Here is a 21,057-nt window from a genome sequence, read left to right as displayed (position 1 = left end):
CTCACAAACAGCCTATGCCCAACCCAATCACCCTCTAAACACATCACCTAAAGTAGTTGGCTGTGCCAACGTTAGCTCTGCTAACCGATACCTATACAATCACTCCCTTAACAGCTAACACCGTCAGAAAACGCCTCTAGAAGCCCTTACAGGGTTAGAGGAACACAACACATGTATGAGGTACAAATACAGTTGGCGTTAGGGATGACCCTCAACGGGGAGCTGTGTCTAGAAAGACCATTTTCATTAAGCACTTTCCCAACAACCTTCTCTAAGGTGTCAGTACCCAAGCGCTCAAGAATGCTTAACACCAAACGATGAGCTATCAACTATCACCTGTTAAAAGAGATCTTCGGAAAATTTTACCTATGTCAGGGATTCAGATCTGGAAGTAGAACCTTCCTTTGATTAACACCGTATACGGTAATTTGTATGTTAGCTTGTATAGTGTGATGTGTTCGAGTCTGTGTGCTATTTTGTCCACTTGGAACCTACCTCAACACACCTTTCCCGATACAAGCTATTCATAAAACTGTCATGGCAGACCAAAAAAGCACCACAAAAGGGCAATTTCTTCCACTGAAACTGGCCTAGTTATCCACAAAAACGGTGGATAAAGTTTTGGATAACTTGTCCTGTGAATAACTTCGATGGTGGTGAAACGGTTTTGTCACAATGGGTAGCGGGTTTTGAGATACTCACAAGGCTCGTTTTTAATAATTCTGCAATTGAACCGTCAAGTACTTTTTGTGGTTTTTTTTGTGGTTCAAGTGACGGTATAATTGCGTCACTTCAGTGGTTTACCTGCACCCACACGGTGCAGAAGAAGAAACAAAATAGGGCATATAATGAGTGGCAAATCAATAGCCATTATCGGCGGTGGTGTTGCAGGAGCAACAACGGCAGTCCATCTTGCAGAGCTTGGTGTAAATGTGACCTTGATCGAAAAAGGCGCGGGTCTGGTCAATGGGCCACCTATCTGTCATTTGCACGCAGGGGGCAATTTATACAGAGAAATATCAACAGAGCAATGCATCGAGTTGCTAATCCAATCGATCAACACGCTAAGGATGTTTCCGCATACCATCAATCATCGTCCAACCGTGGTTGCGATCCCGGTTAATGATCGCGGCGAGCCGCAAGACCTGATCCCACGTCTGGAGCAAATCCGCGATGTTTATCAACAGCTCGTTGAGCAAGATGCGGCCAACGAGGTTCTCGGTAGCGTTGAGCAGTATTTTCAAACCTTTTCTAAGTCTCAACTTTTGTCTCTCAAGGGCAAAGTTCAGCCAGAACATATTGATACAATCCAAGACTGGTTGATTCCATTTGCTAACCAAGTCGATCTCGACAAAATCAAGTACCCAGTTATCGCTGTCCAAGAGCACGGCTGGAGCGTATTTCGCCTTGGCGCTAGCGCGTCACTTGCCCTAGACAAACTCTCCAACTGTGAGGTCAAGCTTAACAGTGCGGTTGAGAGTATCAGTGCGACAGACCAGGGCTGGCAAATTAGCTACCGTCAAGCGGGGCAGCTAGAGGTCTTAGATGCTGACTATTTAATTAATGCAGCTGGTTTTAAGACCGGCGTGATTGACGATATGGTTGAACAGCCGCGTCAGCGCTTGGTGGAGTTTAAAGCGGCTTACGTGACTCAATGGACAGAGAATCGCTATCAGTGGCCTGAGGTGATTTTCCATGGTGAGCGCGGTACACCAAATGGTATGGCCCAGCTGACGCCTTACGCGGACAACCACTTTCAGCTTCATGGTATGACCAAGGACATCACCTTATTTGAGGGGGGCTTGGCGCAATCTAGTGCTGCTACATCACAGCCCCAGCTTCCGGCAGCGCTGGAGAATAAACAGCAAACAGGCTGGCAAGAAGAGGTAGTGACGCAGCGAACCGAGCGCGCGATTGACTTTGTCGCGCGTCTGCTGCCTGAGTTTGGTCAGGCACAGTGTGCGGGTACGCCTCTGTTTGGTGTCCAGCAAATCCCAGGCAATGACGATACGCTGCGCGCGGCGGATGTGAGCTTCTCTGGTGAGCGCTATGCACGACTTGAGATAGTCAAAGGCTCTTCTGCGTTAGAGGGGGCAATGACCTTAGTTAAGGAGTGGCAACTGGTGGCTGACCTTGATGAGTATCAACACAAGACCATCGAGCAGCTGCATCCTGTGACGCTGTCACTTAATCTTGCTCAAGTCGAGCGTACCGCAATAGATACTGCCGAGCAGCGTGGCTACCCGGCATCCCTTGCGCGCTATTTTGGTCATGCTTAAGTAATTGTAATTACTCAATAACTAGTAGCCCAAGAACTAGTACCCAAAAAACATAGCCCAGCGGCACCAGGCATCTTGCAGTTCATTGACATCCCCAGGGTGAAAATGGACACTTTGACCGGGTTTGGCCTGTCCCAATCGGGGCAGGTCAACCAGGGACACGGTGCCAATTTTGGGATAGCCACCAATCGTTTGATGGTCACTCAGCATCACAATCGGCATGCCTTCTGGGGTGATCTGAACTGCGCCGAGTGCCAGCCCCTCACTTTTAATCCCATCACATGGTGGAGTAAGGTGCTTACCGGATAGGCGGTAGCCCATGCGATTACTGTCTTTCTGTACCTGGTATTCACTTTGATAAAAGGTTTCAAGTGATTGTCTTGAGAATGCCTTATTCTGATAACCTTCAATCACGCGCAAGTAGATAGGGCGGTTATAGTCAGGGATAAAACGAAACGAGACGTATTGCCGACTGCCCTCAAGCGAGTGCTTAGCAAAAGGTAATTTGTCGCCAGCTTTGAGTGCATGCCCCTGATGGTCCACGCCTCCAAGTTTGTCTCGGCTGACCGTTGAGGTACTGCCTAAGGTTTTGGGGACTTTAAAGCCATTTTTTACCGCAAGATAGGCACGCAGGCCGTTTTTTGGCAGTTTGAATTCTAACTGCTGTCCTTCACGAACTAAGAAGCTTGACCAGTTTTTTAGCGCGACACCATCTAACCTCGCCTGCAGATCCGCCCCCGCGATGGCCATCCAACACGGCTTAGTGATTCGAAAACGTGCTTGGCCTAGGGTAATTTCAATCACGGTGCAGTCGATATGGTTCTGCAGCAGGTAGTTTGCCCAACTAAACGCGTACTGATCGGCAGGCCCGCCAGTGGTAATACCGAGATGCGCATAACCGTAACGACCAAAGTCTGTCACGATCACGCCAGGGTGTGACTTCTCTACAATCAGTGTCATGCGCTTGCTCCTAGGTTGGGAAGTTGGCCACCTAAATCGAGAAATTGACGCTGGTTGATGCTCTTAAAGCGCACAGTAGCGCCAACAGAAAACGGCGTGATTGGTTCTTGCTTGGGAAGGTAAAGCGGTTGTGGGCAGTTACCTATAATCCGCCATCCTCCGGGGCTGGTACTGGGGTAAACGGCAGTAAACTCATCCGCAATGCCAACACTTCCCGCGGCCACTTGTGTGCGGGGCGCGCTTAATCTTGGCATAGAAAGTTCGGGATTCAGTCCGGCTAAAAAGGCAAACCCAGGAGCAAAACCGAGTGCTGAGACGTAATAGCTTTCTTGGGTGTGTAGCTCGATAACCTGATTGAGTGACAGGCCCTTTTGTTCATAGGCTTCAATATCGTAGCCAACACTTGGGTGATAGTAGATAGGCAGCGTCAGCAGCTTAGTATTGAGATGAGCAAGCTGAGCGTTGGCCACTAAGCGCTGCAGATCCGCAATAAGGACCCTAGCATCGACTCTATATGGAAGGTAATCGAGTGACAGGGTTTGGTGAGAAGGTGTCACATTCATTAACACCTTGCTGTGTCTTTTGAGCAGCATCTTGGCAACGTGGCCAATTAAATGCGACAGCTCAATACTGAGCGGCGCTTGGAACTCGACCAATAGCGTGGTTTCGGATACCTGCTGCCACTCAATCGCGACTGGTTTGATTTGATTCATCCTAGGTTTCCTTGCTGATCAATAAGTTGTCGCAAACGCTGCGCGATAAGGATTGAGCTCGGGTTATCACCATGGATACACAGGGTGTCAGCATCAATCGGCAGGATTTCACCATCGAGTGTTTTGACCTTTTGATAGCGAATAATTTGATTGGCTTGGTCCAGGATCGCATCAGGATCGCTCAGTACAGCACCGGATTGGCCTCGCGGTGCTAAGGTGCCGCTGGCGAGGTACGCCCGGTCAATAAATGCCTCAAACAGTAGCGGTACATCATAGCGGTCGGCGCAGTCGAGAAAAGGGTCACGATTCGGTGTGGCCAAGGTCATCAGTGGTAGGTGAAAGTGGGCGACCGCTTGGCATACCGCCTCAAACAACCCCAGATCTCGCTGCATGTCATTATATAGCGCGCCATGGGGTTTGACATGGTTAAGAGACAAACCTTGGCTTTGGGCAAGAGCGGATAGGGCGCCAATTTGATAGATCAAGATATGATAGAGCTCAGTATGCTCCATCGTCATTGAGCGGCGACCAAAGCCTTGCAGATCGGGGTAACCTGGGTGAGCCCCAATTTTTACCTGGTACTCGCCGGCAAGCTTAAGAGTTTGAGCCATAATGTGTGGGTCTGAGGCATGAAAGCCGCAGGCGATGTTGGTTAAATCGATATGCGGCATGACGTGTTCATCATTACCCATCCGCCAACGCCCATAACTTTCCCCCATATCACAATTGAGAGAAATGCTGCTCACTGTCATCTAGTGTCCTTGTACGTCCTAGTACATGTTGTAACCTTAATTAGTACAATCAATACGTTAAATTAGCAACTTTCAATTTTGATGATGTCAGTCTGCGCACCTTTCGAGTGAAATAAGGGGAGAGCATAGATGAAATTATTACTGCAGGCGTGTTTGACTAAAGACTTAGCTCGGTCAATGCTTTACACTCACGGTCTGACAATAGAACCCCGTTGAGGCTAGGATAAATGAACGTTTTAGTGACAGGTGGTATGGGCTATATCGGCAGCCACACTTGCATCCAGATGATTGAAGCAGGTATGACGCCTGTAATTCTCGACAACCTTTACAACAGCAAATCAAGCGTACTTGAGCGTATTGAGCAAGTTTCGGGTGTAAAACCTGTCTTTGTTCAAGGTGATATTCGTAATAAAGGTTTGTTGGTTGATGTGATGCAAACGCACAGCATTGACGCCGTGATTCATTTTGCGGGCCTTAAAGCCGTCGGTGAGTCGGTTGCCAAACCGCTGGAGTATTACGACAACAATGTCAATGGCACTCTGGTTTTGGTCGACGCAATGCGTGAATCTGGTGTGAAGAGCATTGTGTTTAGCTCATCAGCGACCGTGTATGGCGATCCAGCATCGGTGCCAATCACGGAAGACTTCCCAACCAGTGCGACTAACCCGTACGGTCGCAGCAAACTGATGGTTGAAGAGTGCTTAACTGATTTCCAAGCCGCTAACCCAGATTGGAGCATTACCTTGTTGCGCTACTTCAATCCAGTCGGCTCACACCCAACCGGTCATCTAGGTGAAGACCCTCAAGGGATCCCAAACAACCTGATGCCGTTTGTGTCTCAAGTTGCAGTAGGGCGCCGTGAATTCCTATCAGTGTTTGGCAGTGACTACCCAACCAAAGACGGCACGGGCGTGCGCGACTACATCCACGTGATGGACTTGTCAGATGGCCATATTGCTGCACTGCGTAAGGTGGGGAAAAAAGCAGGCCTGCATGTCTATAACCTAGGCACAGGTAACGGTTCGAGTGTGTTGGAAATGGTAAAAGCCTTTGAACAGGCAAGCCAGAAGACAATTCCTTACAAGCTGGTTGAGCGCCGACCTGGTGATATCGCGGAGTGTTGGGCTGACCCTAGCAAAGCGATTAATGAGCTGGAGTGGAAAGCGACCCGCACACTGGCAGAGATGACCGAAGATACTTGGCGTTGGCAGTCAAACAACCCTAATGGTTACCCAGACGCTTAACCCATTGTTTTGTTAGCCGTGAATGAAAAATTAGTGGTCTACCGCCTGGCGATAGACCACTTAATCTTTACAGAGCCGCGCTGCTTTTAGCCTACCAACACCGCCTTTTTTGTTATCACCTTGACTAATACCACCTTGACTAACACCACCTTAACTAGTCACCTAGATTAGGTGAGATAAAGCCAAACACCTACGCCCACCATCAGGCTGCCCGCAATACGATTAAGCAATTGGACTTTTTCACTCTTGCCCAGCATACGTTTAAGACCCTTACCGCCCGTGGCGTAAAGCGTCATACAAATAAACTCACATATTAGGATGATCGATACGAGTACAATTAACTGCGGTGTTAATGGGCTGGATTGATCGATAAACGGCGGTAGAAGGGAGATCATAAACGCCCAACCTTTGGGATTGGCTATCGCGGTAATAAAGCCCTGAATCACGAGATCCCAGTCATTACCGGACTTAACAGGTGCGGTATCGGCCGACAGAGCTAACTTGCCTTTTGAGCGCCACATCTGTACCCCAAGATAAATCAGGTAGGTTCCGCCAACGAACTTAAAGCCGACGAATAACCAAGGATAGTTGAGCATGATCGCCGCAATACCAAACACCGCTGAAATTGCCACAACCGCAACCCCAGCTAATTCGCCCAGCATCATCCACAAAGTGCGGCGATAGCCGATACTCATACCAAGGGTTAGGGCAAGTGTCATGCACATACCAGGGGTCACAGAGACAAAAAAGAAAGTGGGGATAAAGACAGTGAGGGCAGCAAAATTCATTACAAACAAACGGGTTAGAGTTTCGATATGGCAAGGCTAACATATTCAATTTGGCAAAAACAGCCATGTGTCTCGCTAGCAGTGATCGGGTCAGTGTTACAGCTTGCCTTAATAAACCAGTTGTTTGGCGTATCTCTTCCTGAGCGAATACGGCCGTAAGACGAGCTGATTTGATTTTGACTCAGCAGTAAAAGAGGCAGTGACCGGGTAACTTTGGTCACCACCAGTTTTTAAGCAGTTATTGCTATAGTGAGTCTGCTGTAGAGTTAGCGGCAGCATCCTCTGCCTTCAACGTTGAGCGATACTGCAAGCGCTGGAAGAGCCAACCTATGATAATCAGCGAACCACCGAGCCCAAGGAAACTAATCGCCCTCCAAATACCGTCAAGCACTGCGGTATCGAGTAAGAACACCTTACAGACGGCAATACCTAATGTTGCCAAGCCGACCTTTTGCAACTGAAGTTGGTCTTTGATGCCCCCGATATAAGTCGTTGCAACGCCAATGAGGATAATTGCGAACGAGTAGCTAAACATCTCAGCCATTCCGGTGGGTTGAGAGAGCATCATGCTACCATCTTGCCAGAACTGGCGGATCGAATAGAGAACCCACAGCCCCAAGGCACCTGCAGCAATGCTATAGAGTTGTACTGCACTAATTGGCGCTGAGAAGTATCCCTTGTATGCCGTTATGGCGAGAATTACAGCAGGTAACACCCAGCCGATCGCTAACCAGTTGAAGATTGGCCAATCGGCACCAGAAACGTAGGTGTTCGTCAGTGGTTGATAGACGGTATTTAATGCTGTGAATAGCAAAGCAGCTAGGGCAAGTAAGCCCAATGAATAGTGCTGATAGAATGGCTTAAAGCGTGAAGTTACCTTGCATTTTGCTTGGTAAACAACGAACAATGCTAGAGCTTGGCAAGTAAAAAGCGAAACACTGTAAAAGCTTACGTCAGAAAAGAAGTTATAGCTGTCGAGCAGCCAATAGCTGGTTTGAGTAAAGGTTAGTAACACTGCTAGGTGCATTGTTGTCGCATCAAACCATTCTCTAAACTCAAAGTTATGTGTGCCAATGACTTGTCGGGCAACAAGCAAAATTGCGATTGTCGGGATAAAGCTAGTGAGAAGCCATGCCCACTCCGGTAGCCAAGTAATTTGTAACTGGGGTAGGAAAGGCACTAATGACAGCTTAATGATAAGTAAGGTCATCATGATTTTGATAACCGACATCCCAGGTGAACAAAGTTTTTGCTGGCTCTGAACACTAGCGATTAGCACCTGTATAGCGATCGTTAAGGGAAGAAGTTCAGGGGCGAAATAACAGTGACAAATCGCCAGAATTAAAGCATGTACCGCAATTGAGTTCTCCATGACAAGCTGTTGGTATCGGTTTGCGACCATCAGAGACAGTGCGATGGACGCGATGCTGAAGACCGTCCAACCATTTAGGTATGCAGTGACGTTATGATTGACATAGACCAGGGTAGTGATAACCAGGGCTGGCAAAGTTAGTGAAGCCATCCAGTAAGCGATTTTGTGTTTATCGCCCAGCAAGTATTGGGTCTGTACTCTTGCACTGGCTAAAACAACGAGCGTAGCGAAGACGAACCAAACCTCACCCGCTAAGGTCTCATTGGCCACAGTAAAGACTGATACGGTCGCCAGAATCATGGCGAGCATGCTAACACCATAGAAGGCTCTTGGAACAAGCTTACCTCGCAATGCAGGCATGATGAGCAGTAATGCTGGATAAGAGAACACCCACAGATAACCAGTACCTAACGCAAGAGAACGCTCCATGACTAGCGCGCTAACGGCAGCAAGCAATACGGCAGGGATCAGTGGATGAAACCATCGCTTTGGCGCGATTTTCTTGTAGCCTAACTTTAGCTGCCAACCCATTAGCGGAGTGCAAACCAACAAATAGGTACTAATCGGAACAAAGAGTAAGAACCAGATGATGATTTGCTGTGATGATATGTTCGTCGCGATTAACAGTAGCCATAGCCCGTGAGCGATAGAGACCGCAGTTGCCAGCCATTTGATCTGGCTGTAGTGCTTGGTCAATAGTCCAGCCAGTGAAATGGTTAATATGTAGCTGGTAAGCAATAGGTAATTGGGTTCACTACCACCAATCCAAAACGGTGCGGAATAGCCTCCAAATAGACCAAGCGCGGCCATTAGTGGTCCTAACCTTACGGTCAATGCGAGGCAGAGCACCGCGAGTGCGGCCATTGATATCAACGCGATGCTTGGGGTGAAAAACTGATAAATCACTGTGGAGAAAATAACTGTGGCGTATAAGCCACTCATGCCCGCAGCATAAAGTGCTGCCGGTATATACGCATCAGCCTTATCACTGAAAAACGTGGTAGAAATAGCGCTGATTTTTCTATGTGCCCACTCTCCAATCGCGATCAGAGCCAAAGATATTGCAGCTGCGGCTAATACTCTCGCAATAGGTGGGAAAGTGAAGTTGCTGCCAACGACCTGAACAAGATAACCGGCACCGATCACCATGGCTAAACCACCAACCCAAACTAACCATTTATCGCGCATATGATCAAAGCACTTTTCAAGCCACGGATGTAGCTCTGCTGGCTCTGATGGCGGAATCGGTTTGAAAACTGGCTTTGGCTTTTCTGTTACTTCTGCAGGTTTCGGCTCCCATGGAGATTCAACGATAAGAGTCTCTTTCATGGTCGGTGCAGTTTTCGGTTGTGAGATCGGAGCAGGCTGTGGATTTTCCTGTTGGGAGGAGGGCTGTGCTCGCTTTAGTTTTTCAACTTCTTCTCTTAACGAGCGGACATGCTGCTCAAGTCGATTCGCTTTTTCATTGGCCCTAAAGGCTACAATAGGTGTGATAACGGCTAATGAGATAGCGATTAGCCCAATCACAATGAATAATTCCATGATTAGATCCATTTTCCCAATCCATACAAGTTGCGAGCGAAAGGCGAAATTAGGCGTTTATGAGCCTAATGAGCAAACACTGATATTGATTGACTGTTATAAGTTATACCAAGCACGCTGTTTAGTCTGTGCGCTACATGACAATAAGACTCAACCAACTTTCGATTGAGACAGCGATTGGCTATCAACACGCTAGGTGTGCCTAATGTACTACAGAGTGCATAGAATATAAAATTTGAATTCGTATAATCACCAATATTATTAACTATTTAGTGATTTGCCAAACTCTCGAAACAGTAATTAGTTTTTATTATCTATGATTGGTTACCTTTCTCGAATAAAAGTGGGAAAAGGTGTCCCAAAAGACTCGGTCTAGTGACTTAACGTCACTATTTGGTCATACTTACCACGTAAGGTAAGCGCGCAAAAATAAAGACAGTTTAGGTCAAATCAACATGAATAATCTTTCAGAGCAACTAATGAAATACCAAGGGCTCATCTTTGACATGGATGGCACCTTGCTCGATACCATGCCATCCCACCTTGAGGCTTGGCAGCAAACCGCACAAGAGTTTGGCTTTCACTTTGATCAGCAATGGTTTCACGCACTGGGTGGGATGCCTAGCCCAAAAATCACACTTGAAGTGAATCAAGAGCAGGGCTTGAACCTCGATCCCCAAGCGGTGTCACGGTTTAAAATGCAGAGTTTTGCGGCAATCCGTGACAAGGGGGCACCGATTGAGGTGACTGTAGACATCGTTAAGGCGATGCACGGTGAAAGGCCGCTGGCGGTTGGCACGGGAAGTCAGAGTGTCAGTGCTAAGGAACTCATTGAGGGTTCTGGCTTGATGCCTTATTTCGAGGCGATTGTGACCGCAAACGATGTTGATAATCACAAGCCTGAACCCGATACCTTCCTGCTAGCAGCGCAAAAGATAGGCTGCGAGCCGACTCAATGTGTCGTCTTTGAAGATACCGACCTAGGTAAGCAGGCAGCCCACGCGGCAGGCATGGACTGCTTTATGGTGAAGGACAATCAATTAGTCTTCCACCCAGTGGGTTTATAAAATCTCGAGCAGTTCAACGTCAAAGATCAATACCGAAGCGGGTGGAATAGCGCCCGCCCCTCGGTTGCCGTAGCCCAACTCACTTGGGATATACAAGCGGAACTTATCGCCTTGTTCCATCAGCTGTAATCCTTCTTGCCAGCCTTTAATCACCTGCATCACGCCAAAATCAATCGGCGTGCCACGCTCTACTGAGCTATCGAACACGCTGCCATCGATCAGTGTACCGTGATAGTGAACCTTCACGCGCTGATCCGCGGTCGGCTTAATACCCGAACCACTTTGGTGAAGGATCTCATACTGCAAGCCTGACTCGGTGGTGATTACCCCTTCCTGCTGCTTATTCTTGTTCAGAAACTCAACCCCTTTGGCCTGGTTCAGGTCGGCTTGCTTAGAACTTTGCATATTGCGATAGAGCCAAAACAGACTCAGAGCAAGGATAACGACGGCTAGGATGGTCTTTGACATTAAAGGTTACTCCATATTTAGTAAGTAATTGATAGTATTTGCAATATCTTGCACATCTTCATGGGCAGAACTGTTGACTTGATACTGCCCATTGACGATAAACGTTGGCACTGCATTGATGCGTGCCTTGATGCTGACGTCATCAGCATGTTGAAATAGCTCGAGCCTTTGGCTGTTGAGCTGCTCGTCGATATCATAGGGGCTTGCCCAGCCATGCTGGCTAAACACCAGCTCGACGGCTTGCTTTTGTTCTTCGGCCGTGACATCGGCCATTTGGATTGCCGAATACAGTTGCTCCATTGTATCAAAGGACAGTGGCGTATCACTTTGCATCACGGCGGTGTAGTAAATTAATGCGGCGATCTGAGCGCTTTCATTAAAGGTGACATGGACTTTATCAATGCTTTGACCGGTAGCTTGCTCTAACTGGGGAAGATAACCCTGCATGGCGCGGCAATGACCACAGGTCAGTGAGAAGATTTTGGTTACAGGCGCCATATCGTCAAGTACCACGTTCAGGCGTTGGTATTGTTCGCCCTCAGTTGGCACTGTTGGCTCTTCACTGCAGCCAACCAGAGTGAGGACAATGGCAAGTAGGGATACCAGGTAAAACTTTGGGGTTTTTATTGACATATTCATGCTCTATCCATCTGATTTAGTGTAATTTCCTATCATACACGTTTGCGGTTAATCCGAGTATGAGATTAAAATTGCAAAATATTACTCAAGTATAATCAGCTTTGGTCGATATGATGAGCGTAGGATTTTAGTTTTGTAGACGTGGTGCTGGTGGGCGATGAAAAAAACCATAATAGTAAGTGCATTGATCTTAAGTGGTTGTGGTAGTTTCGACTCTCAAGGAGGGTATGGCAGCAATCTGCTCGATACCGCACCGAGAAACGACTATGAGGTCAAGCATCCGGAGTGGGGCGATCCACCGTACACAGTGATCACCGTACAGCGTCAGGTGACGTCAACGACCGTTGAACACAATCAATCGAGCAGCTTAGAGCAGTTTTTACGTCAAAATGGCATTGAATATCGCTTGATTCCAGGCGAGTTTGCCGTGATCCAACTTGAGCCCGTGATCCAGTTTGCGACCGATTCTGCCCAAATCAACCCTCAATCACGTCAGTGGCTAGATAGGCTGGCACGCCACCTCGCAACAACTCCAGAAATTGAGGTTGTCATCGATGGCCACACCGATAACGTTGGTTTAAGCCGTTATAATGATCAACTCGCGCAAAAGCGCGCTGAGTCTGTTGAGCAAGCACTGGTTAGCCAGCGTGTGACTAGACAATCTATCTATACACGTGCCTTTGGTGAGACGATGCCCAAGTGTAGTAACACCTCGTCCGCCGGCAAGCAGTGCAATCGCCGTGTTGAGATCAAGTTCATTTATCCTGCGGGATAGATTTAGATCAGGTTTAAAGGTAGCCACACAGTTGCGCCTTACTCAGGCAAGCGATTGTCTTTGCATCAGTGAGTTGATTCGTTTTAATCAGCTCTTGAAGGCGCTCCACTGATATGGTTTCAACCTGAATTATCTCATCATCATCCAGTGCGCATTCACCATGTGCACTCGCTCCCTTAGCAACGAAGAGGTGTTGGATTTCATCACAAAAGCCTGCCATGGGCGTCACTTGACCCAAGGGCAAAAACTGCTCAGCAACAAAGCCGGTTTCTTCAAGCAGCTCTCGTTGGGCGCAGGCTAACGGGCTTTCACCTTCTTCAATCGTACCGGCGGGAAGCTCCAGTAACCACTTTTTCAGCGAGGGACGATACTGATTAACCACCACTATTTCACCTTCAGCATTGATGGGTAAAACCACAGCAGCACCAGGGTGTTGAATATTGGTGTGCGTGATCTGCTTGCCATTGGGCAGGACGACCTCTTCTTGCTCTAGACGGATTGACTTCCACTGGTGAATAAGACGACTCATGTCCTTGGTACGCTCGCTGACAACATTAACTAGCTTTCACTCTAACTACAAAAGTCGGTAATAAAAAGACCGAGGGAGTAAAATCCCAGCGCTTATTCCATTTTTGACCTGTTTCACACAAAGGTGTGATGTGCAATTTCAAAATTACAAACAAAGATTGTGTTGTTCACACTTTTATTCATACATTTATCTGTGTCACATTTTGTTACATAGCATTGGCCGATTTCCATTACAACTGAGCTGTTATTTCAACCGTTTGTCTTGACAGTCTCGGTACTGACTAGAACTAAAGTTGTAAGTGCAGGGTTGGGAATGTAGCTATAATGTTAATTGAAAACAAAGATAAAATGAGCAGTAATAAAAGGAAAGTGGATGTTGAAGCCAGTCTCTACGTCACATGCGAATAAAGCATTGTTATCAGAGCGAATCAATAAGCTCGCTAAGGGCTTATCGGATGGCGTCTATGAGCGTGAGCGCACAATCAAAATGTGTTTGTTGGCGGCATTATCTGGCGAGAGTGTGTTTTTGCTAGGGCCACCGGGAATCGCAAAGAGTCTTATCGCCAAACGCCTTATCCAAGCGTTTGAGGACTCGAGCTATTTTGAGTATTTGATGACGCGTTTCTCAACCCCTGAGGAAGTGTTTGGTCCGCTGAGCATCCAAGAATTGAAGGACAATGGCCGCTATGTGCGCCTAACCCAAGGGTACTTGCCTACCGCTCAGGTGGTCTTTCTCGACGAGATCTGGAAGGCAGGGCCAGCAATCCTGAACACCTTGTTAACCGTGGTTAATGAAAAGACCTTCAAAAATGGCAGCGAAATAGAGCCGGTGCCCATGCGTTTGTTGGTCTCCGCTTCAAATGAACTACCGGATGAGGATAGCGGCCTTGATGCGCTTTACGATCGTATGTTGGTGCGTATCTTTGTCGACCGAATTCAAAACAAGCAAAATTTCCGCTCGATGTTAACCGTCGGCACCCCACAAGAAGTGCAACTTGAGCCAGGACTGGCCATCACGGATCAAGAGTACCATGAGTGGATGCGCGCCTTGGAGGAGATACCACTCGATGAGCGCACCTTTGAGAAACTCTATACAGTCAAGACTGCGTTAGAGCAAGCGCCGCAAGCCATTCAGCTTGGTGAAGAGCAGATGTACGTCTCAGACAGACGTTGGAAAAAAGCGATTAAGCTGCTCAAAGCCAGTGCGTATTTTAATGGTCGAGAAGCCATCAACCCACTGGATCTGCTGCTGCTTGAGGACTGTTTATGGAACAGCCCAGAGTCTCGACAGGTGGTCCATCAGGTGATGCGAGACTATGCCCTCAACCATGCTTTTGACCAACAAGAGGTGGAGCTACAGGTCAACAGTTGCCGTGAGGACTTACATGAAATCCAAGAGGAGATTAACCAAGCGTTTAGTATGACCCTCAATCATGAGGCGGCATCAAGAATTTTGAAAAAGACCAGCATGTCCTATGACCTTAACCAGGCCAAGCTATATAAGGTCGGTGTGATTGGCAATCTAGCTAAACTGGTGTTGCTGCAAAGCAATATGTCCGTTTCCGATGTGGATAAGGGCGACACACAATGGGTCTACGTGCCGAAAAATGACCTTGAAAAGTTGGTCAAAGAGGGCAGTGGTGAGATTTTTGGCTATGTGAATACTAAATCTCAAGTCACTAAACTGCGCTTTGACCTTGATGCGCAGGAGCGTTTGGTGATCAAAGATCTCGCCAATCGTTCGGTGCTGGTCGGATTGGCAACCAGTCAACCCATTGAGACCGATAACTATGCCGAGTGGCTTGAGCGCTGTAAGGCGATTAACCAGCAAGTACAATCGATGCAACACCACGTTCGTCAAGTCAGCTCAGATTTTCGCGGTGCATTGCCACACAACTTCCTCGATCAAGACATCTTACTGGCAATGGAGTCTGGGTTGCAGTTGATAAGCGAGCAAGCAGAAGGCTTTGCCGAGGAGTGTGCCAACATCATTAAGCGTATTCACGCGTTCCCAGAGTTTTTTAGTTAGAGAGGTAGCGTATGTTGGGTGCAGACAGTGTCAACCTAGCCTTGATGGTTGCGGAATCAGGCATTATCGATACCGCGATTAATGATGTCATGGCGCGCTCGCAGATGGTGGTGATGGCGGAAAATCGTGGCGTTTCAACGTCGGTCAAAAATCACTTAATGAAATGGCGTACATCAGTCAAAAAGCGCATCACTAAGGTATGTGAGACAGAGCGGTTCAAGACCGAGCTTGCCCTCTACCAGCAAGTGATCCACTGGAATGAGGCTCAGTTTGAGACTGAGATTGAACGTGTGGTCAAACAGCTCGAATGGCATTCTGCCTTTTATGTCAAAGCGCGCAAGCTGCTTGACGACAACAAGATTAAACACAACCCGATGTTCCCACACTTTTTTTGTGACCAATGGTATCAGCATCTTAAGGCGGCATTGAAACAAGCACAGGTTTCAGAGCTAGAGGCCAACAAAGAAAAGGTGCTCGACGATCTTTATCAACGCATAGAGACCATTCAAGAGATGGATGGAATCACCAGTGCGGGTGACGAGGAGAGTATTGGACGTCTATGGGATATGGCGTCGGCTAAACTCAAACGCAGCGATGTCGGTCAACTGAAACAGTACGCCGATTTCCTCAAGAAAAACCCTGGCCTGCAAGCCATTGCTACCTCTCTTGGCCGAATGGCGGGTGAGGTGGATGACCCGGCCCTAACCACACTGCCAGATGAGACACTGGAAGTGGTTGAGGAGAGCAGTGATGAGGTGGCCGACGATATTGTCGGTGTGCATCAAAGCGATGACCTTAACCGCTTACTGCCCAATGAGACGATGTTTTTAACTCATCCAGAGCTGGAAGTGGTGTTTTATCAGCACCTAATTGACAAGCGTTTGATGAACTATCGCGTTAAGGGGAAAGCACGCACGATCCGTAAAGTGGTGGCGCATAAGCCAGATCACGCCGCTGGTGAGATAGAGAAGGGGCCGTTTATTCTCTGCGTTGATGCCTCAGGCTCAATGAAGGGTTTTCCAGAAAAAAGTACCAAGGCAATGGCCTACGCACTGATGCAAATTGCCTTGGCAGAGGGACGCGATTGCTTTGTGATGCTGTTCTCGACCGATCAGATCACTTATGAGCTAACTAAACAAGACGGTTTGCAAGAGATGGCGGATTTTCTTAGCTATACCTTCTATGGCGGCACGGATATCGAGCAGGCGTTGATCCGTTCGATGGAAATGCTCCAGACCGAGCGATATCGTAACGCCGATGTGTTGGTACTCTCTGATTTTATTGCGCCAACGCAGTCAGAAGAACTAGAACAGCGGGTTAATGATTTAAAGCAGCGTCATTTTCGTTTTCATGCGGTCTGTGTCTCGCGTTATGGCAATCCAGAGCTCACTGAGATGTTTGATCACTGCTGGCATTATGCGCCGAGCATGTTGGAAAGGTTTACCAAGCGACACTAGCATCGTTGACTATGCCAGCACATTGCAGAGTATTTATTCAATTAGACATAAATTGGAAAAAAAGCATTGACTGATACCGTGAAGCAGGTAAAGTACACGCCATCGAATTCGTGCGGCACATGATTACTGGGTTTCAGTGGTTGTTGAGTCATATAGATTTGATGGCAAATCTAATGAGGCGTGTTGGCAGAGTGGCTATGCAGCGGATTGCAAATCCGTGGACCTCGGTTCGACTCCGGGACGCGCCTCCATTTCTTTGTAGCTTTTCTTTCTCTCCTAAAAAGCTACCTTTCATCAAAAAAGTCTTTGTTCCGAATATACTTGCTCATCAGGTGATAGGAAAAAGGGCGCATAATCCAACTTAATACTGAACGCCCAAAGCGAATCAAGCTCGGTGTGTTTTCGTATATCCGTCCATTGTACAACCACAGCATTTTACCCACATGCCAGTAGACCAAAGGCAGTGGTGGCATAAACGTGACCATATCTAAATCGCAGCAGATGCGGTAGGTCTTATGCGACAAACGATAATATTTCCTAAAATGCCAGTCACCAATCGACGGTTGGCCAAAAGTCACAACCCTCTTGATCGATTTGGGGTACTTTGCCTCAAAATAGTCGCCAAAAACGCAGCCAATCGCACCTCCAGACGAGTGGCCAGTGATGGCGATGCGCTTGCCTTGCTCGACGAGGGGAACTAGCGTCTGCTCAAGCCGCTCTAGGACCGATGCGCCAAGGCGATCTTCATTGCGTGAAGGTTGACTCTCTTGATTGAGAAGATAGTAAAACCCAGCATGGATGCGATAGTTAAGCCCAAGCGACCGGCAACTGCGCGTCCAAAGGGCGAAATTGAGCAACCAATCGAACACACTATGAGATCCCTTGATCACGACTACCACTTCTTTGCTGTTTTTACTCCACAGCACGCGCACTAGCGTTTTGCCAAATTTGTTTTTGATGATGCGTTGTCCATTTGGATCGAAACCGTAGCGTGTTTGCTTAAAAACACGTGGATAGGCAAGACTGCACAATACGGCATAACGTTCATACTGATAACGTTTTAAAGGTTTCATTAACTCAGGGCAGGTCATTTAAGCAAATTACACATTAATAAAGCTGTGTGAATTTGTGATGACATTGATCTTCACAACAATCGTTCGGTGCTTGGGTTGATTAACATCTACCCTAATCGGTGCGCCTTTATACTGTAGAGTCGCCTTTTTAACCATCTGAATAAAAAAGACAAAAATTAAGTTGACCTAGAATCTCAATCCGTTAAAGTACGCCTCGTTCTCAGGGCTTAGGCCACTAGAACAGATGGTGTTGCCATCGCATGATTGCGTTGCCCTGGTGGTGGAATTGGTAGACACAAGGGATTTAAAATCCCTCGACGTTCGCGTTGTGCCGGTTCAAGTCCGGCCCGGGGCACCATCACAATCAATGAGATTGAGCGCTATATAAGGCGCCTTGGCAGAGTGGCTATGCAGCGGATTGCAAATCCGTGGACCTCGGTTCGACTCCGGGAGGCGCCTCCATTCTCTATCGCAATATGACGAGATGAGAAGTGGCGAAAGCTCATTGAATAAACTTGAATTAACTCTATGTTAATCACCAAAGGCGTGTTGGCAGAGTGGCTATGCAGCGGATTGCAAATCCGTGGACCTCGGTTCGACTCCGGGACGCGCCTCCATTCTCTCTTACTCGATGAGTTAGAGACAGAGCAGTAATAAGCTCACCTCAAGCAAGATTAACTCCTTGTTAATCATCAAAGGCGTGTTGGCAGAGTGGCTATGCAGCGGATTGCAAATCCGTGGACCTCGGTTCGACTCCGGGACGCGCCTCCATTTTTATTCCTGATTATGTATCAACTGAATTTGTTTTCTTAGTGAACTTGTGTTGGCTTTGAATGCGACCCGGACCGGATGCGGCCCAGTCTGAACGTGACCCGGTCTGAGCGCGACCCGGTCTGAGCGTGACCCGACCCAATTCATTGATCGTAACCAAGTCGCGATTGCTTCTATTAAGATTGAGCAAGCCATTGCTCAAATTGTTGTTTCGGCAGCGCACCGTTGATCACATTCACTCTTTGACCCTGTTTAAACACCATGATGGTTGGGATGCTGCGGATACCAAATCTTGCGGCAAGCTGTTGCTGCGCCTCGGTATCAACCTTTACAAAGCGAGTTTTCGATTGCTGCTCTGCCGCGACCTGTTCAAAAACTGGAGCAAAGTTCGTGCACGGGCCACACCATGGTGCCCAAAAGTCCACAACCACGGTTTGCTCACTTTTCAATAGCGCATCAAAATTGTCTATCGTAGCTTCAACAGGTTTGCCATCAAGCAGCGGAGATTGACAGCGACCACATTTGGCTTCTTGGTTGATTTTATCGCTCGGGACTCGGTTCACACCTTGACAGTGAGGACAACGGGTGTTGAAAGTGTTCATTGAGGCTTCCTTTATTACAGCTCGAAGTTTCTTAGCTATCGCTACTTAGGCACAGCTACTTGGGTATATACTTATAAGTGTTTGAGTATTCGAAACTCATTAGTCAAAACATAGAGTAGTGATTTGAGTAGTATTTTCAATCGCGTCTTGATTGGAAATACCAATTATAACGATAAGTAGGAACTGATTGACTATGTACTACGCAGGAGAGGTTGGGTTGAGTGCTATATTTAACCATCTGTGAATCAACCAGTGCTCAGCGAATACCTTTTCACGTTAGCTTCTATCAATAGCGCCAGATTACGCTTTTGACCATCCCCTTGCTTATAAAGCCAACTTGTGACGCAAGCTCTACCCAAACTTTGGTAGCTGATCACAGTCTATCCAAATGCATAGTTAAACCGTCGTTTCCACAGGCAAAGATGTTACTCTGACAGTTGATTTTAAATAAACAAGTGGCATATGATTTCACGCTGATTTTTCCATAATTTTCAGTTCGATTGATTAAAGTTTTGCTAATAGTCTACATAAAATATCGGCATGCGCTCAAATCAACCCATACCTAAAGAAGAGTTATGAGCTTCCATACTTTTAAACCATCAAATGAACCCATGCCTTATGTTAAGGCAAACTACACGCCTATTGAGCAGCGGAGTTTAGTCAAAAAGCCCTTACCTCCGGCGAAGTCAGTGCCAGTATCGACAAAAGTAATCAATGTCGAGCTAGCCGGTCAATGGCACGCTTCCTCATCGTATTTGTGCTTGAGTAGTACCAAAGAGCAAAATAGACAGATTCAGCCCCCAAGTGCTGATAGAAATAAGCCTCACCGTTCACTGGCTACTTTTAAATCTGTAGGTAATGACCCTCGAAATTTAAGCCTAGCTGTTACGATGCATAATTTTCCCAAACCATTAAACCTGCCCTTGGCTACTCAGGTTTATGGCCAAGATGAGAGTATCGATAAGGATGAGTGGGAGACAGTCTTGGTTCCTGTGATCCCTTTCTATGAACGTAATAGCTCAATTGCAAGCTTCACCAGTGGTTACATCTACGTTGTCTGGCGTGATGAGGTATGGAGGGAGTTAAAGGTTCTAGACAATGGGTATTTCAGCGACATTGATGTTAACTACTATAGACAACTGCAACCAGGCACCAAGGCCACACACCGGTTTGCCGATATCATCCTCTCCGATCCAGAGACAGGATTTCCACTAAGTTATGCCGAGTTTGACGTGCTTGTTGCTGGAAAAGTGAAATTTAAGGGCCGTGTGGATGTTTATGGTAAAGAGCGTTTATTCGGCTTTGAAGCTGAAGAGGTCGAGATACGCTGTCACCAAGGGGATTTTACATTCACTATTAAAACCCAAGAGGCGCCAAACTGGGGAGGAAAATACCATTATCGTGAAGCGGGAGGGATGCCCCTGCCTCATATTCTATTGCCGTATAAAGTTGCCTCAGAAACACAATCGGTCTTCATGTATCACAGCCCTAGCCAGCTAAGCCTCTCTGAGCTGAAATCACTAGAATCTGATCCAGAAGCGTTGGCCACTAGCTTAGACGGTCTATCCCAATACAGTGATTCACAGTCCTTCGTCAGTGATGAGGGCGAAGTTAGAGAACTAATACCAAGTGATGGCGAACAACATTACTGGATTGAGAAGTATGTTGATAGCGGTGTTGCTGCAGTGGTATTAAACCCGCCGACTCAACGGGTAAGACTCACCTATCGGGTTTACGAGGAAGATCAGCCCGATGACTGCTTTATTTTACGTGATAGAGAAAATAACTGGGAGCAACGAATAACGATCAGAGAGATGGAGTTGGTCGCCGATGGTGTAAAAGCCATGTCTTTTTCAGGTTGGCCAAAAGAGACACAGTACGTGAGCCTCACTCGTCTGTGCCGAGGGGAAGATTATGGCGACCAACCGCGAGAAGTTGTGATTTATGACCAAGTTGAATTGGTTGAGCTATTCAATAACTAAATTACTTTTTTGAGAA

The 21,057-nt window shown here is 47.3% G+C and carries 17 protein-coding genes and 5 tRNA genes; 12 read left to right on the top strand and 10 right to left on the bottom strand.

The genetic code is table 11. The annotated features are described in order from the left end of the window. Positions 1-848: 848 nt before the first annotated feature. Entirely contained in the window at positions 849-2,279 is a 1,431-nt protein-coding gene (locus ACSTTG_RS16065) for an FAD-dependent oxidoreductase (protein ID WP_438475537.1), read from the top strand. Between the two features lie 36 nt (positions 2,280-2,315). Here ACSTTG_RS16065 and ACSTTG_RS16060 read toward each other — a convergent pair whose 3' ends face one another. From ACSTTG_RS16060 to ACSTTG_RS16050, 3 genes are read right to left on the bottom strand one after another with little or no spacing between them, the layout of a single operon-like run. Beyond that, positions 2,316-3,239: a 5-oxoprolinase subunit C family protein gene (locus ACSTTG_RS16060; RefSeq protein ID WP_438457454.1), complete on the bottom strand. Its 924-nt coding sequence runs from the start codon at positions 3,237-3,239 to the stop codon at positions 2,316-2,318. Then, positions 3,236-3,952 carry a 5-oxoprolinase subunit B family protein gene (locus ACSTTG_RS16055; protein ID WP_438457455.1) on the bottom strand — a complete coding sequence of 239 codons (717 nt, stop codon included), beginning with the start codon at positions 3,950-3,952 and terminating at the stop codon, positions 3,236-3,238. Before ACSTTG_RS16055 ends, ACSTTG_RS16060 begins: the two co-directional genes overlap by 4 nt. After that, positions 3,949-4,704: a 5-oxoprolinase subunit PxpA gene (locus ACSTTG_RS16050; protein WP_438457456.1), complete on the bottom strand. Its 756-nt coding sequence runs from the start codon at positions 4,702-4,704 to the stop codon at positions 3,949-3,951. The genes ACSTTG_RS16055 and ACSTTG_RS16050 overlap by 4 nt, the downstream gene beginning before the upstream one ends. Before the next feature lie 227 nt (positions 4,705-4,931). On the opposite strand from ACSTTG_RS16050, the gene galE reads away from it, so the two are divergent. Beyond that, positions 4,932-5,948 carry a UDP-glucose 4-epimerase GalE gene (gene galE / locus ACSTTG_RS16045; RefSeq protein ID WP_438457457.1) on the top strand — a complete coding sequence of 339 codons (1,017 nt, stop codon included), beginning with the start codon at positions 4,932-4,934 and terminating at the stop codon, positions 5,946-5,948. A 167-nt stretch (positions 5,949-6,115) separates the two neighbouring features. On the opposite strand, the gene ACSTTG_RS16040 is transcribed toward galE, so the two are convergent. Both ACSTTG_RS16040 and ACSTTG_RS16035 read right to left on the bottom strand, forming a co-directional pair. Next, on the bottom strand, positions 6,116-6,736 hold the full coding sequence (locus tag ACSTTG_RS16040; protein WP_438457458.1) for a LysE family translocator: 621 nt from the start codon (positions 6,734-6,736) through the stop codon (positions 6,116-6,118). A gap of 244 nt (positions 6,737-6,980) precedes the next feature. Continuing rightward, a complete protein-coding gene (locus ACSTTG_RS16035) occupies positions 6,981-9,650 on the bottom strand; it encodes a DUF2339 domain-containing protein (protein WP_438475536.1) in 2,670 nt (889 codons plus the stop codon). Between the two features lie 455 nt (positions 9,651-10,105). Here ACSTTG_RS16035 and ACSTTG_RS16030 point away from each other — a divergent pair, with 455 nt between their 5' ends. Next, positions 10,106-10,717: a beta-phosphoglucomutase family hydrolase gene (locus ACSTTG_RS16030; RefSeq protein WP_438475535.1), complete on the top strand. Its 612-nt coding sequence runs from the start codon at positions 10,106-10,108 to the stop codon at positions 10,715-10,717. Here the strand turns inward: ACSTTG_RS16030 and bamJ are convergent. Together bamJ and ACSTTG_RS16020 are read right to left on the bottom strand one after the other, a co-directional pair. Then, positions 10,712-11,185 (bottom strand): BamJ family beta-barrel-assembly machinery protein, encoded by a 474-nt coding sequence (bamJ, locus tag ACSTTG_RS16025; protein ID WP_438457461.1) that lies wholly within the window; start codon positions 11,183-11,185, stop codon positions 10,712-10,714. The genes ACSTTG_RS16030 and bamJ overlap by 6 nt on opposite strands. A gap of 6 nt (positions 11,186-11,191) precedes the next feature. After that, entirely contained in the window at positions 11,192-11,824 is a 633-nt protein-coding gene (locus ACSTTG_RS16020; RefSeq protein WP_438475534.1) for a thioredoxin domain-containing protein, read from the bottom strand. A 157-nt stretch (positions 11,825-11,981) separates the two neighbouring features. Here ACSTTG_RS16020 and ACSTTG_RS16015 point away from each other — a divergent pair, with 157 nt between their 5' ends. Next, positions 11,982-12,599 (top strand): OmpA family protein, encoded by a 618-nt coding sequence (locus ACSTTG_RS16015; protein ID WP_438457464.1) that lies wholly within the window; start codon positions 11,982-11,984, stop codon positions 12,597-12,599. A gap of 13 nt (positions 12,600-12,612) precedes the next feature. On the opposite strand, the gene ACSTTG_RS16010 is transcribed toward ACSTTG_RS16015, so the two are convergent. After that, a complete protein-coding gene (locus ACSTTG_RS16010) occupies positions 12,613-13,128 on the bottom strand; it encodes an NUDIX hydrolase (protein ID WP_438457465.1) in 516 nt (171 codons plus the stop codon). A gap of 372 nt (positions 13,129-13,500) precedes the next feature. Here ACSTTG_RS16010 and ACSTTG_RS16005 point away from each other — a divergent pair, with 372 nt between their 5' ends. The 3 genes from ACSTTG_RS16005 (at position 13,501) to ACSTTG_RS15995 (ending at position 16,864) form a co-directional block, all read left to right on the top strand. Beyond that, the gene (locus ACSTTG_RS16005) at positions 13,501-15,156 is read left to right on the top strand and encodes an ATPase RavA domain-containing protein (RefSeq protein WP_438475533.1); all 1,656 of its coding nucleotides are present in this window, start codon (positions 13,501-13,503) and stop codon (positions 15,154-15,156) included. Positions 15,157-15,167: 11 nt separating this feature from the next. Next, complete coding sequence (gene viaA, locus ACSTTG_RS16000) at positions 15,168-16,613, top strand: ATPase RavA stimulator ViaA (RefSeq protein ID WP_438475532.1); 1,446 nt, start codon at positions 15,168-15,170, stop codon at positions 16,611-16,613. 177 nt (positions 16,614-16,790) lie between these two features. Beyond that, positions 16,791-16,864, top strand: a tRNA-Cys gene (locus tag ACSTTG_RS15995). Positions 16,865-16,897: 33 nt separating this feature from the next. Here the strand turns inward: ACSTTG_RS15995 and ACSTTG_RS15990 are convergent. Next, entirely contained in the window at positions 16,898-17,686 is a 789-nt protein-coding gene (locus ACSTTG_RS15990; protein ID WP_438475531.1) for a lipase family protein, read from the bottom strand. A 271-nt stretch (positions 17,687-17,957) separates the two neighbouring features. Here ACSTTG_RS15990 and ACSTTG_RS15985 point away from each other — a divergent pair. From ACSTTG_RS15985 to ACSTTG_RS15970, 4 genes are all read left to right on the top strand, one after another. After that, positions 17,958-18,044, top strand: a tRNA-Leu gene (locus ACSTTG_RS15985). A 30-nt stretch (positions 18,045-18,074) separates the two neighbouring features. Beyond that, positions 18,075-18,148 (top strand) — tRNA-Cys (locus tag ACSTTG_RS15980). Positions 18,149-18,229: 81 nt separating this feature from the next. Further along, positions 18,230-18,303, top strand: a tRNA-Cys gene (locus ACSTTG_RS15975). Positions 18,304-18,383: 80 nt separating this feature from the next. Then, positions 18,384-18,457, top strand: a tRNA-Cys gene (locus ACSTTG_RS15970). A gap of 176 nt (positions 18,458-18,633) precedes the next feature. On the opposite strand, the gene trxC is transcribed toward ACSTTG_RS15970, so the two are convergent. Next, positions 18,634-19,059 (bottom strand): thioredoxin TrxC, encoded by a 426-nt coding sequence (gene trxC / locus ACSTTG_RS15965; protein WP_438457469.1) that lies wholly within the window; start codon positions 19,057-19,059, stop codon positions 18,634-18,636. An 890-nt stretch (positions 19,060-19,949) separates the two neighbouring features. On the opposite strand from trxC, the gene ACSTTG_RS15960 reads away from it, so the two are divergent. Further along, a complete protein-coding gene (locus ACSTTG_RS15960; protein WP_438457470.1) occupies positions 19,950-21,041 on the top strand; it encodes a hypothetical protein in 1,092 nt (363 codons plus the stop codon). Positions 21,042-21,057 lie beyond the last annotated feature (16 nt).

It is taken from the genome of Vibrio glycogenivorans (assembly GCF_051660965.1).
GTDB lineage: Bacteria > Pseudomonadota > Gammaproteobacteria > Enterobacterales > Vibrionaceae > Vibrio.
Note: the sequence above shows the minus strand (reverse complement) of the source record. Positions and strands in the feature narration are given on the sequence as shown.